10 protein-coding genes are annotated in these 13394 nt (G+C 67.2%); 3 read left to right on the top strand and 7 right to left on the bottom strand.

Annotated features, from left to right (window positions below; genetic code table 11):
- Window positions 1-16: 16 nt before the first annotated feature.
- The 5 genes from treS to QRN53_RS06965 form a co-directional block, all read right to left on the bottom strand.
- Entirely contained in the window at window positions 17-2293 is a 2277-nt protein-coding gene (treS, locus tag QRN53_RS06985; protein WP_285243293.1) for a maltose alpha-D-glucosyltransferase, read from the bottom strand.
- A 112-nt stretch (window positions 2294-2405) separates the two neighbouring features.
- Window positions 2406-3605 carry a glycerate kinase gene (locus QRN53_RS06980; protein ID WP_285243292.1) on the bottom strand — a complete coding sequence of 400 codons (1200 nt, stop codon included), beginning with the start codon at window positions 3603-3605 and terminating at the stop codon, window positions 2406-2408.
- A gap of 1 nt (window position 3606) precedes the next feature.
- Entirely contained in the window at window positions 3607-5055 is a 1449-nt protein-coding gene (gene dctA, locus QRN53_RS06975; protein WP_285243291.1) for a C4-dicarboxylate transporter DctA, read from the bottom strand.
- Window positions 5056-5230: 175 nt separating this feature from the next.
- Window positions 5231-6328 carry a tartrate dehydrogenase gene (locus QRN53_RS06970; RefSeq protein ID WP_285243290.1) on the bottom strand — a complete coding sequence of 366 codons (1098 nt, stop codon included), beginning with the start codon at window positions 6326-6328 and terminating at the stop codon, window positions 5231-5233.
- Between the two features lie 214 nt (window positions 6329-6542).
- Window positions 6543-7427: a LysR family transcriptional regulator gene (locus QRN53_RS06965; protein WP_285243289.1), complete on the bottom strand. Its 885-nt coding sequence runs from the start codon at window positions 7425-7427 to the stop codon at window positions 6543-6545.
- A gap of 186 nt (window positions 7428-7613) precedes the next feature.
- Between QRN53_RS06965 and QRN53_RS06960 the strand changes: the two genes are divergently transcribed.
- Window positions 7614-8501 (top strand): GAF domain-containing protein, encoded by an 888-nt coding sequence (locus QRN53_RS06960; RefSeq protein WP_285243288.1) that lies wholly within the window; start codon window positions 7614-7616, stop codon window positions 8499-8501.
- Entirely contained in the window at window positions 8498-9415 is a 918-nt protein-coding gene (locus tag QRN53_RS06955; RefSeq protein WP_285243287.1) for an SGNH/GDSL hydrolase family protein, read from the top strand. Before QRN53_RS06960 ends, QRN53_RS06955 begins: the two co-directional genes overlap by 4 nt.
- 12 nt (window positions 9416-9427) lie before the next feature.
- Here the strand turns inward: QRN53_RS06955 and QRN53_RS06950 are convergent, their stop codons facing one another.
- A complete protein-coding gene (locus tag QRN53_RS06950; protein WP_285243286.1) occupies window positions 9428-10780 on the bottom strand; it encodes a uracil-xanthine permease family protein in 1353 nt (450 codons plus the stop codon).
- 199 nt (window positions 10781-10979) lie between these two features.
- Between QRN53_RS06950 and QRN53_RS06945 the strand changes: the two genes are divergently transcribed.
- Entirely contained in the window at window positions 10980-11585 is a 606-nt protein-coding gene (locus tag QRN53_RS06945; protein ID WP_285243285.1) for a malonic semialdehyde reductase, read from the top strand.
- Between the two features lie 127 nt (window positions 11586-11712).
- Here QRN53_RS06945 and pgm read toward each other — a convergent pair whose 3' ends face one another.
- Window positions 11713-13386: a phosphoglucomutase (alpha-D-glucose-1,6-bisphosphate-dependent) gene (pgm, locus tag QRN53_RS06940; protein WP_285243284.1), complete on the bottom strand. Its 1674-nt coding sequence runs from the start codon at window positions 13384-13386 to the stop codon at window positions 11713-11715.
- Between the last annotated feature and the right edge of the window lie 8 nt (window positions 13387-13394).

Here is a 13394-nt window from a genome sequence, read left to right as displayed (position 1 = left end):
CGCCCGGCGTCCTCCGCTAAGCCTCCGCGTCCGGCTCCGGTGCCTCGGTGAGGAGCAGTGCCGTCCCCTGATAGGCCGGCAGTTCGAGGAAGAAGCTGTGCAGGTCATCCACCTGCCCCACCGTCTCGCCGCTGAAGAGGTCCTTGACGTTGGCCCCGGAGGGCAGCTCGTTGGACTGGATGCTGCCGGCGATGTCCTGCCCGGAGAAGTTGAGCGCCGTGACCTGCAAGGCGCCGTCCTGGAGCCGGTTGACCAGCACCAGTGCCCCGCGGTTTGAAACCTCGGGGACATCGAGCAACGTGCCCGTCGCAATCCCGTTGTCCTCGCGGACGGCAAGGATCCGCTGCAGCCTGCGCGCGAACGAGTTCGAGTCCTGCAGCTGCTCCGGCAGCGTGCCGTACAGGCTGCGGGCCCGCGGCATACCCGCCGAGGACGTGGTGGCGTCCGGGCTGGTCCCCATGAGGTCGTGCGCGCCGCGGTTGATCCAGCGGGTGTCGCCCTGGGAGGTGAGTTCCCGGACGCTGCTCCGGTCCAGGGCCAGGATGCCCGTGAGGTCCCAGCCGGAGAGCGCAAAGACTCCCGGCTGCAGCGCGTTGTACATGGCCAGGAGGATGTGGACGTCCCGGATCTGGGCCTCCTGCTCCGGGGTCACGGCGGCCGGGTCCTGGATGCCCAGGGCCGCCATGATGAAACTGACGGTGGTGCAGGCGATGCCGTTGGTGGTGAAGACGGCGTTGTACGGTCCGTTCTCGCCGGTCAGCCGGTCCCGCAGGGTCTGCTGGACCTGCTCGGCAAGCTGCGCACCGGTGAGTTCCTCACCGTTTAGTTCGAACATTTCCTCCCGGTGCCCGGCGGCGAAGTGCAGCAGCTCGTAGGTCAGTTCGTCATGGTTCTGCAGGGCATGGACCAGGGAGGCCTGGTCCACCCCGATCTCCATGGACAGGCGCAGCGTCAGCCGCAGGAATTCGGTGTCCGCCGTGACAAGGGCGTAGTGGTACGCGGGCCGGGTGATGAAGTCGTACGACAGGTCGGGACCCGATTCGGAGGTTGCCTTGATGTCGTCGATGGTGAGGTTCAGTTCCTGGAAGGAGAACCCGCCCACCTTGCGGATCATGGATCCGATCAGCTGGTTGGCGGCCTCGGACAGCGGGTGGCCCTCGGACCAGCCAGGCTGTTCTTCGGCGCTCTTTTCGACGCCCAGGAACCCGTTGGCGTCAAGGCGGAGCGCCCCGGTGCCCAGGTCCACCAAGGAGTGCAGGGCGTCGCCCACCACCAGTCGCATCCCGGCGAAGGTGGGGTCCAGCCAGTTGATGGAGGGCTGCCCGGCCTTGAAGTAGTGCAGGTAGACCCAGCGGCGGGTCTTGCCGGTGGTGTCCACGATGGGCCGGGTGGCGCTCCAGTTGGTTTCCTTGACCCCGGGTTCGTAGAAGATGACGCGCTGGAGCCTGCCGATGATGTACCCGGCTTTCTGCAGCGACTGTTCAGACTCAGGGCTGAGGTTGACCGAATCCGCCCCCTCCGGGACATCGGGCAGGAGGTTCCAGTCCTCCTCCGGAATGTCCACCATGTGGTAGATCCCGGGGTAGTCGCGGAAGTTCATTTCGGCCAGCCGGAAGTCGGCGCCTTTGCCGGTGTGGCCCGGGACGATGTCGTCAATGACCGTGCCGCCGTGCTCCGCAGCGACCTCGCACATGCTGCGGAACTCTTCTTCGGTGCCGAAGACCGGATCGATCGCCATGCTGATCCGGTCGAAGTGCCCGTCCACACTGGGCGTGTGCGACCAGCCGCTGATGCCGCCGGCCAGTTTCACCGGCCCGGTGTGGATGCCGCGGATGCCGATTTCGCGGAAGGCTTCCCACATGGCCTTGTCTCCAAGGGCGGACAGGAACGATCGGCCCGTCTCGGTGATGAAGGACAGCGGGTAGGCGGTGAACCAGACAGGGGCGCGTTCGACGGCGGCCCGGGGGTTCGGATGCGCGTACGAGTTCTGCCACATGCTGGCCTGGCCGGACAATTGCCGGGCCAGGACGTTGGCGTCACCGAGCATGGCCTGGTTGCGCAGCCAATCCACGTACGCGGCGTTCCGGCCGTCGAATTCGAAGGAGGGCCTGTTGCCCACGAATTGGCGCCGCCGCGCGACGGGCCGCAGCGCTTTTGGCCGGGCGGCGAAGAACTGTTCGTCGAAAGTGACTTCCAGGTCCGCTGCCGGCTCCGTGGCGGCTGCCTCCCCTTCCCCGACTCCGGCGGTGTTATCCGCATCCGAAACGCGCTCGCTGGTCCCCGGCTCCCGCATAAGCTCCTCTTTCCACTGCTCGTCTCCGTGCTGGCATGGATGCTCCGTAGCCCCTTGCCCGTGGAAAGGTACCCAGCCGGACAGGGAGTATTCGGTGTTCCCTCTCCCGATGCTACTGGGCGGTGCAACCGGTGGACGGGACAAACGTGCCGTGCTGGCGGATGCCTTGCCCGATCTGCCGGCCGATGTCGCGGCCGATCCGGGTAAGCAGGGCGGCGGACAGCACGGGGTCCTTGGCGGAATCCCGGCTGGTGTAGTCGGCCAGGGCATAGACCTGCGCCAGGGACAGGTCCGCCCAGCGTTCCCGGGGGAGCAGGGAGCGGCCGGCCACGGCGATGAGGGTGCGGGTGCCGGAGCGCCGGGCCACTGCGGCGGGCAGCTTGCCGGCGAGGGTCTGCGCATCGATGCTGCCTTCGCCCGTGATGACGACGTCGCAGCCGTCCTTGCGGGCATCGAAGTCCAGCAGGTCCAGGAAGAAGTCCGCTCCGGAGACCTGGCGCGCACCCAGGAGCAGGCAGGCGAACCCGATTCCCCCGGCGCTGCCGGCTCCGTCATGCCGTGCCAGTCCGGCCGCGGCGCCGAACCCCGCGTCCGCCATCCTGCCAACGAAGTGTTCCAGCCCGGCCTCGAGGGCGGCGACGTCCGCCGGGCCGGCGCCTTTTTGCGGCCCGAAGACGGCCGCCGCCCCCGTTGGTCCGGTGAGGGGATTGGAGACGTCGCTGGCGACCACCAGTTCCGTCCCAGCCAGGCCAGGCAGGAGGGAACCGCGGACGGCGTGGATCCGGCCGAGTGCATGGCCGGTCCCCGGCAGCTTCGTGCCGTCGGCCGCGAGGAAGTCGTATCCCAGGGCGGACAGCATTCCCATCCCGCCGTCGGTGCTGGCGCTGCCGCCCAAGGCCAGGACGATCCGCGCGGGCGACAGGCCCAGCGCGAACCGGACTGCCTCACCGAAGCCGCGGCTGGATGCATTGAGGGCATCCAGGGAGCCGTCCGCCAGGAGCGCGATCCCGCAGGTGTTGGCGACTTCCACGACGGCGGTGACGCCGTCGAAGGCGATGGACGACTGGACCCGCTGCCCCGTGGGGCCCGTGACCGAACACGTGTGCCGGGTGAAGCCGGCCGAGACGGCGGCGTCCACGCTGCCGTCCCCGCCGTCGGCCAGCGGCAGCAGCTCGCATTCGATGGTCCGGGCGGCCCCGGCGGTGGACCGGAGCCCGGCCGCCAGGGCGTGTGCCACCTCGCCGGCGGTGAGGCTGCCCTTGAACTTGTCGGGTGCGATCAGGGCACGGACCGTGGTGCTGTTGATGGGCATGTCAGGCGGTTTCGGAGTAGGCGGGGCGGCGGGCAGGCAGGGAAGGCTCGACGCCGGCGGTGCCTTCCTGGAGGGCAGGCTCCTTGTGGGGGCGGGCGCCTGAACCGTCGGCGGCCTCGATGAGGCCCGGCTCCAGGACGGGAAGCGGGTCCACGGCTTGGCCGGCGAAGACGCGGCGCACACGGTCGGCGTCGAGGGTGCGGTCCCACCAGGCGATAAACAGGGTGGCCACGGCGTTGCCTGTGAAGTTGACCAGGGCCCGGCATTCGGACATGAACTTGTCGATGCCGAAGATCAGCATGATTCCGGCGGCGGGGATGGTCCCGATTGTGGCCAGGGTGGCGGTGAGTGCGATGAAGCCGCCGCCGGCGACTCCTGCCGCGCCCTTGGAGGTGAGCAGCATGACCGCGAGCAGGCCCAGTTGCTGGCCAATGCTCAGGTGGGTGTTGGTGGCCTGGGCAATGTAGAGGGCGGCCAGGGACAGGTAAATGGCGGCGCCGTCCAGGTTGAAGCTGTAGCCGGTGGGGACCACCAGGCCGACCGTTTCCTTCTTGACACCGGCATCCTCAAGCTTGCGCATCAGGCCCGGAAGGGCGGGCTCGGCGGTGGAGGTGCCCAGGATGAGCATGTATTCCTCCTTGAGGTGCCGGATCATGCTGAAGATGTTCAGCTTCAGGAACGCCATGACCGAGCCGAGGACCACCACGACGAACAGGATGGAGGTGGCATAGAACAGGGCGATCAGGCCGCCCATGCTGGTGAGCGAGGAGACGCCGTACTTGCCCACGGCAAAGGCCATGGCGCCGAAGGCTCCCAGGGGCGCGGCCTTCATGATGAAGCCGAGGATCTTGAACATGACTCCGGTAAGTCGCTGCACCCCGTCAAGGACCGGGGCACCCACCTTGCCCATGGCGTTCAGGGCGATCCCGAAGACCACCGCAATGAAGATGATCTGCAGGATGTCGCCAACCACGAAGGGCTGGACCACGCTGGTGGGGATGATGTTGGTGATGAACTGCCACCATTCCTGGTGCTGGCCTGCGTCGATCAGCTTGGCGGCCGAGTCCGAGGTCTTGATGGCGCCGGGATCGGCGTTCACGCCTTCGCCAAGCCGGAAGACGTTGATGGCCACCAGGCCGAATGCCAGGGCGCAGATGGTGCCGACCTGGAAGTAGGTCAGCGCCTTCAGCCCGGTCATGCCCACCTTTTTCAGGTCCGCCACGCTGGCGATGCCGCCGACGATCGTGAGGAACACGATGGGGCCGATGAGCATCTTCATTGCGTTCACGAACGTGGTGCCGATGGGCTCCATGGCAATACCGGTTGCCGGGGCGAGCCAACCGACCAGGATGCCGATGAGGATCGCTGTCAGTACCCAGAAGTAGAGCTGGCGGTACCATCTGGTTTTCGGGGCCGCGGTTGCAGCTGCGGCGGTGCTGTTGTGGGCCATGATTCCTACCTCATTGTGGAATATCGCTGGAGTGGGGCTTTTGGGGATTGCTGCACAGGTGATACACGACGGCGGCCGGCTGGCCGCCGTCCGCGGAGGTCCCTTCCCTACGCTCGCAAGCTCGGGTTGGGGCCCTCGGGACGCCTTGGCGTGGGACCTCCGCTGAAAAGAGTGTTTAGACCGCTGCGGGGGCGAGGGTCAGGGCCTTGATGATGGCTTCGGTGACGTCCTCGGTGGTGGCGTCGCCTCCGACGTCGCGGGTCAGGTGGCCGGCGCCGGTGGCCGCTTCGATGGCGGCTTCGACCCGGCGGGCTTCCTCGTGCAGGCCGAAGTGGTCCAGCATCAGGGCTGCGCTGGCGATCGCGCCGATCGGGTTGCTGATGCCTTGGCCGGCGATGTCCGGGGCGGAGCCGTGGACGGGTTCGAACATGGACGGGAAGCGGCGCTCCGGGTTCAGGTTGGCGCTGGCGGCCAGGCCCAGGCTGCCGGCCAGGGCGGAGCCGAGGTCGGAGAGGATGTCGGCGTTCAGGTTGGAGGCCACCACCACGGAGAGCTCTTCGGGCTTGAGGATGAACTTGGCGCTCATGGCGTCGACCAGGACGCTTTCGGTCTGCACGTCCGGGTAGTCCAGGGCCACTCGGTTGAAGACTTCGTCCCAGAGGACCATGCCGTACTGCTGGGCGTTGGACTTGGTCACCGAGGAAACCTTCTTCACGGTGCGGGTCCGGGCCAGGTCGAACGCGAACCGCATGATGCGTTCGCAGCCCTTCTCGGTGAACAGTGCGGTCTGCAGGGCCACCTCGTTGCCGGGGCCGCGGCCGCTGAGGTTGCGCCCGCCGAGGCCGGCGTATTCGCCTTCGCTGTTTTCGCGGACCACGACCCAGTCGAGTTCGGTGTCATCGGCCTTGCGCAGCGGGGACTGCACGCCGGGGAGGAACTTCACGGGGCGGATGTTGGCCCACTGGTCGAAGTTCTGGGTGATGTTCAGGCGCAGGCCCCAGAGGCTGATGTGGTCGGGGACGTTTTCCCAGCCGACGGCGCCGAAGTAGATGGCGTCGAAGTCCTTCAAGGCCTCCAGGCCCTTGGGGTCCATCATCTGGCCGGTCCGGGCGTAGTACTCCGAGCCCCAGGGGAACTCGGTCCAGTCGAACGCGAACTTACCGTTGGAGTTGCCGGCCAGGGCGTCCAGGACGCGGCGGCCGGCGGATACCACTTCCTTGCCAACGCCGTCGGCCGGGATTGAAGCGATGCTGAATGTCTGGTTGGCGCTCATTTGCCTACCTCCTCGTTGAGTATGGGCAGTGTGCGGGTGTCGCCCCGGTCACACTGTTTTCTTCCTCTTCAAGTAGACGGGCGCGGCAGGTGGGGCGTCCAAGACCAAGATTCGATCCTGCTGATAGGAAGGGCCTATCAACTTCTCCATCCATTGCTCCGTTAATGCCGTTTTGGGGGCTCAAAAAGGCATTAACGGAGCAATCGATGGGCGGCTATTCCGCGTGGTCCCTGGCCACCTGCAAGAAGGCGCGCGCCGCGGGAGTGAGGTCGTCCTTGCGGCTCAGGATGGCCACCTCCAGGTGGGAAACCGGCTCGATCAAGAGCGTGCGCAGGCCGGCCTTCCCGGCGGTAGGGGCCCACGAGGAAGGCATCACCGCGTGCCCCACCCCTGCAAGCACGAGCGGCAGGACCGAGGTGCGGTGGGCCACTTCCACGACGATCTCGGCATTGACTCCGCGGGCCAGGGCATCATCCACCAGCCAGCGCATCAAGGAACCCCGCTGGCTGGCGATGAGCCGGTGCCCGTTCAAGTCCTCCCGGGCGATAACCTTTCCCGGGCCGAAAGTGTCTGCCTGCGGATTAACGATCAGGATCAGCGGCTGGCGCTCCAGCTCAAGCACTTCCACCCCGGGCACGCGGATGGCGGTGGCAGAACCGGCCAGCCCGATCTCGGTGCTGCCGTTGCGCACCGACTCGATGACCTCCTCCGGCGTGAATGCCGCCTCCACGTTCAGCCTGACCGACGGATATGACCGGGTGAACGCGGCGATCATCGAGGTCAGGGGTTCGATTCCGGGCGAGGGCATGGTGACGATGTCCAGCTGCCCGCTGCGGACGCCGCGCAATGCCTGAACCGCGGATTGCGCGGCGTCCAGGTCCCTCATCACCAGCCGGGCCGGCCCCACCAGCTCCTTGCCTGCGTCGCTGAGGACGGCGCGGCGGCCAATCCGGTGGAACAACGGAACGCCCAGCTCCTTTTCCAGGCCCGCGATGGTCTGCGACAGCGAGGGCTGGGCGATCAACAGGTGTTCGGCCGCGCGGTTGAACCCGCCGTGATCCACCACCGCCAGGAAATACTTCAGCTTCCGGGTGTCCAAACGGGGCTCCTCTCCGGCCGGGCCTATGCTGCGGTGCAGCTGTTGCCGTACAGGGGGACCCTATCAGCGAACCATTTCCCCTTCTTTTGGCTGATTTCTGCTGCCACTCCCGCCAGGGCCCGGTTCGGACGTATTCTTGGAACCAGGTTTTGTAGTAAGCCGAAGCGCTTCGAACAGGGCTGGAACATGGCGGCTGAACCTTCGGGGCAGGTTGGCTGGGGGCTGCTTCCAGTTACCCCGGAACCGGTTTTCGACAACAAGGATGTCGAAGCCTTCCTCCGGGAATTCACCCATGACTTCATGAGCGATATCAAGGGCGAACACCGCGGCATTGGCTGGGCCGCCACGCTCTTCCGGCTGGGTCAGGCACGCACCCTCGCGGCCAGCACCGAGCAGGCGCGGGAGGCAGACCGGGAACAGTGCTCGTTCGCCGACGGGCCCCTCCTGGAGGCCATGCGCACCGAGGCATTCGTGCTGGTATCCGATCTCAGCCGTGACCGGCGGTGGCCTGGTTATGCGAGTGCTGCGTCGGGCCACGGGGTGCAGTCAATGCTTTCCGTGCCCATCATGTCCGAAGGCGGGACAAGCGCCGCCATCACCTTCTACGCGGGCGTGCCGCACGCGTTCACCAGCGACGACCTTGTCAGGATCCAGGGCTATGCGCGCCAGCTGGCCCGGGCCCTGCGACTGGTGTTCCTCATGGCCGAAAGGGCCGAAGCGACGGCGGGCTTCGCCGTCGTCCAAAGTTCCCTGGTCCTGGTGGACCTGGCCGTGCGCAGCCTCACCAGCGAATACGGCCTCAGCAGGGAGGCCGCGCTGCTCTTCCTGCAGACGCAGGCACTCCAACATGAGCTTGACCTCCGGGACGCGGCCCTGAACGTCGTGGCCCCCGGGGTCGGCCGGGACCGGAGCGGCCCACCGCCGTCCGGGTTGCGGCAGGAAGCGTACGACGGCGTCGCGGAGCTTCCGCGTCCGTCGGCGGCGGGGCGGGGCTTTCCAACCGGAAAGCAACCCCGGAGGAACGCTGCGGTGAAGACGGAAACCCCGCCTCCCGCAGAGGGGAGGACAGCATGACCATCCAAAAGCAGGAGCCGCGATTCATTGCGTACGGGCCGGACAGCCACCCCTGGCACCGGTTCGTTGCCCTGGGAGACTCCTACACCGAAGGAATCGGCGACCCGGAACCGCTTAGCCTGGGCGGCCTCCGCGGCTGGGCGGACCGTGTGGCCGAGGAGCTGGCGTCAGGCCGGCCCGACTTCGCGTACGCCAACCTGGCCATCCGTGGAATGCTGCTGCGGCAAATCCTCGACGGGCAACTTTCTGCGGCACTGTCCCTCAAGCCGGACCTCGTAGCCATTGCCGCCGGTGGCAACGACATCATCTTCCGGCACGGCGACCCGGACAAGCTGGCAGGGAAGCTGGACCAGGCCATCGGTACGCTCGCGGCCACCGGTGCCACCGTGCTCCTGTTTGCGGGCCCGGACTGGGGCAACACGCCGGTCTTCGGCAAGATCCGCGGCCGCGTGGCCATCTACAACGAGCATCTGCACACCATTGGGGCCCGGCATCACGCCATCATGGTTGACCTGTGGTGCCTGCCGGAACTTCAGCACGCGTCCATGTGGGACCCGGACCGGCTGCATCTGTCGCCACTGGGCCACCATGCCGTGGCCGCGGCTACCCTGGACGCGCTGGGCGTGGAGCATGCGCTCAAGCCGTTGCAGCCAAGGCCGCTTCCGGCCCACGGGTGGACGCAGGCCCGGGCGGAGGACCTGGTGTGGGCGCGGCAGTATTTCATGCCGTGGGTGCTCAAGCAGTTGCGGCCGCACCAGGCCGACGCGCTGGCGGCCAAGCGGCCGCAGGCCGGCCCGGTCTTCGGCCAAGGCCTTCCCGGTCCCTTCCCGCCGGGACACCCGGCCAAGGGGTCGGTGATGGGCCCCGGCACGGCAGCCGGCGGCCCGGACGGGAGGGCGGACCGGGTGGCCTGACGCCGGAACGGGTCAGCGCTTCCTGGGCGACCGCTTCGAGGCTGCATTCATGGCAGCCTTGACGGCCGGCGGCAGTCCTGTCTGCTCGGTTTCGGGCTCGGCCGCCGTTCCCCGCGCCTTCGCGATGGCCCGCATGCCGTGGTAGATCACCAGTGCCGCTGCCGAACCCAGCGCGATACCGGTGAACTTGAGGTCGCCGATGGTCCACGTGTAGTCGGCGATGCCGATGATCAGGGCCACGGCCGCGGTGGTCAGGTTTACCGGATTGGCGAAGTTCACCTTGTTCTGCACCCAGATCTTCACGCCCAGGACGCCGATCATGCCGTACAGCATGGTGGCCGCGCCGCCCAGGACGCCGGCCGGGACGGTGGCAATCAGTTCGCCGAACTTGGGTGAGAAACTCAGCAGGATGGCGAACATGCCGGCCACCCAGTAGGCCGCCGTCGAATACACCTTGGTGGCTGCCATGACGCCGATGTTCTCCGCGTAGGTGGTGGTGCCCGAGCCTCCACCAAGGCCGGCGAGGACCGTCGCCGCGCCGTCAGCCATCAGCGCCCGGCCGGAGACGTCGTCGAGGTTCTGCCCCGTCATGGCGGCAACCGACTTCACATGGCCGATGTTCTCTGCCACCAGCACCAGGACGACGGGGACGAACAGCCCCAGCACGCCGATGTGGAACTCGGGGGTCTGGAAATGCGGCAGGCCAACCCAGGCTGCGGCGTCCATCTTGTCGTAGGCCACCTCGCCCCGGACCATGGCCACCAGGTAACCCACCACGACGCCCACCAGGATGCTGAGCCGGCCGAGGATTCCGCGGAACAGGACGCTGACCAGGATGATCGTGGCCAGTGTGACGACGGCGGTGATGGGCGCGGCGTCGAAGTTCTGTTTGGCCGCGGGGGCAAGGTTCAGGCCGATCAGCGCCACGATGGCGCCGGTGACGATGGGCGGCATCAGCCGGTTGATCCACCCGGCGCCGAACTTCTGCACCACGGCACCCACCAGGGCGAGCGTGGCGCCGGCGAGCACTACGCCGCCCAGCGCGCCGGGGATGCCGAACTGTGCCTGTGAGGCAGTGATGGGCGCGATGAACGCAAAGCTGGAGCCGAGGTAGCTGGGCACCCGGCCCTTGGTGACCACCAGGAAGAGCAGTGTTCCGATGCCGGAGAAGAACAGCGTGGTGGCCGGCGGCATCCCGGTGATGATGGGCACCAGGAAGGTGGCGCCGAACATTGCCACCACGTGCTGCATGCCCACGCCGATGGTCAGGGGCCAGGCCAGCCGCTCATCCGGGGCCACCACCTGGCCGGGCTTGATGGTCTTGCCGGTGCCGTGCAGCTTCCATTTGATTCCGAGCATGCTCATGGGAAGGAATGCCTTTCAGGGGGTGCCGCGAGGGGGCGAAGGATAACTCGGTCCAGAATACCGCCAAGTATTTCGCTGCCGTCCGTTGTGGCCAACGTCACGTGCCGTCATGGGAAGAGGAACCAAGCACTTGAAGTTGCAACTATGGAAAGCACAGAGGCCACCCCGGGAAGCGGGCGGCACAGCGAAAGGTAAGCCAATGACCATTGCCCACGAAGAAGCGGTTATCGATTCGGCAGCCGTGGACGCGATCTTCGCCCAGGCCCGCACCGCCAACACGTTCACCGGCGAGGTGACCGAGGAGCAGGCGCAGGCCATCTACGAACTGACCAAGTTCGGGCCCACCGCCTTCAACTCCCAGCCGCTGCGCGTCACCTATGTCCGCTCGCCCGAAGCCCGCGCCACCCTGGTGGATGCGCTGTCCCGCGGCAACCAGGCCAAGACTGCGTCGGCTCCGCTGGTGGCCATCCTCAGCTATGACACCGACTGGGCGGGCAAGTGGGACAGCTTCCTGCCCGGCTACAACGCCCCCAAGGCCATGTACGACGCCGATCCCGAGCTCGCCGCCGCGACGGGCAACAACAACGCCCACCTGCAGGCCGGCTACTTCATCCTGGCCGTCCGCTCGCTCGGTTTCGCCGCCGGCCCGATGACCGGCGCCGACTTCAAGGCCATTGACGCCGCCTTCTTCCCGGCAGGCGACCAGAAGAGCTTCCTGGTGGTCAACGTCGGCCAGCCCGGTGAGGAAGCCTGGGGCGAGGCGAAGCCCAAGTACGCCTACGACGACGCCGTCCGCACCGTCTGACGCTCCACCACCTCCTGCGTCCCTAAACCGAACGCCCCATCACTTTCTGCGTCCTTAAACCGAACGCCCCATCACTTTCGTGATGGGGCGTTCGGTTTTTACCGGCAGGATGTGATGGGGCGTCGGGTCAGGCGATGACGCTGTCCACCAGCGCCTTGGCCTCGGCCTGGACCTGCTTGAGGTGGTCCTCGCCCTTGAAGGACTCGGCGTAGATCTTGTAGACATCCTCGGTACCGGACGGGCGGGCGGCGAACCAGGCGTTCTCGGTGACGACTTTCAGGCCGCCGATGGCAGCGCCGTTGCCGGGAGCCTCGGTGAGTTTGGCAGTGATCGCCTCGCCGGCCAGTTCCGTGGCCGTGACGTCCGCGGCGGAGAGCTTGCCCAGCTTGGACTTCTGCTCGCGCGTGGCGGCAGCGTCAATGCGTGCGTAGACGGGGGCGCCGAACTGGTCCGTCAGCCCCTTGTACAGCTGCGACGGCGACTTGCCGGTCACGGCCGTGATCTCGGAGGCCAGCAGTGCCAGCAGGATGCCGTCCTTGTCCGTGGTCCACACGCTGCCGTCCAGCTTGTTGAAGGACGCGCCGGCGGATTCCTCGCCACCGAATGCACCCTCACCGGAGAGCAGGCCCGGGACGAACCACTTGAACCCTACGGGAACCTCCACCAGCTTGCGGCCCAGGCTCTGCGCCACCCGGTCGATGATCGAGGAGGACACCAGGGTTTTGCCCACCACGGATTCGGGGTTCCAGCCGCTGCGGTTGCGGTAGAGGTAATCGATGGCGACGGCCAGGTAGTGGTTCGGGTTCATCAGCCCGCCCACCCCATCAACAACAGGCGTGACGATCCCGTGGCGGTCGGCGTCGGCGTCGTTGCCGGTGGCAATGTCGAAGGGCACGGAACCGTCCGCCCCCACTGACATCCGGCTGATCAGGGACGCCATGGCGGACGGGGACGAGCAGTCCATCCGGATCTTCTCGTCCCAGTCCAGGGTCATGAATGCCCACTGCGGGTCCACGGTGGGGTTCACCACGGTGAGGTTCAGGTGGTGCCGTTCGGCGATCTCGCCCCAGTAGTCCACCGACGCGCCGCCCATCGGATCGGCGCCGATGCGGACCCCGGCCTCGCGGATGGCGTCAAGGTTCAGGACGGACGGAAGGTCATCCACATAGCTGCTCAGGAAATCGAACTTGCCCGTGGTGTCCGCGGCCTGCGCGTCCGCCAGCGGGATCCGCTTGACGCCGCGCAGCCCGTTCTCCAGCAGTTCGTTGGCGCGGTTGGCGATCCAGCCGGTGGCGTCCGAGTCCGCGGGCCCGCCGTGCGGGGGGTTGTACTTGAAGCCGCCATCAGCGGGCGGGTTGTGGCTGGGGGTCACCACGATCCCGTCAGCCTGCGGCGCTCCCGGCGCGGCCTTCCTGTTGTACGTGAGGATGGCGTGGCTCAGTGCCGGGGTGGGGGTGTAACCGTGGCGGGCGTCCACCAGGACGTGGACGCCGTTGGCGGCGAGCACCTCCAGGGCGGAGTTCTGCGCCGGTTCGCTCAAGGCGTGGGTGTCCTTGGCCAGGAACAGCGGGCCGGTGACGCCCTGCGCCGCCCGGTATTCCACGATCGCCTGGGTAATGGCCACGATGTGCGGCTCGTTGAAGGACGCCTTGAGGCTGGAGCCCCGGTGCCCGGAGGTGCCGAACACCACGCGCTGGCCGGGATCACCCAGGTCCGGCGCGATGTCGTAATACGCGTCAAGGAGCGCAGTGATGTCAACAAGGTCCTGGGGTTGGGCAACTGTACCCGCGCGGCTAGCCATGGGACCAG

It is taken from the genome of Pseudarthrobacter sp. fls2-241-R2A-127, from assembly GCF_030209355.1.
In the GTDB taxonomy this organism is placed as follows: Bacteria; Actinomycetota; Actinomycetes; order Actinomycetales; family Micrococcaceae; genus Arthrobacter.
Note: the sequence above shows the minus strand (reverse complement) of the source record. Positions and strands in the feature narration are given on the sequence as shown.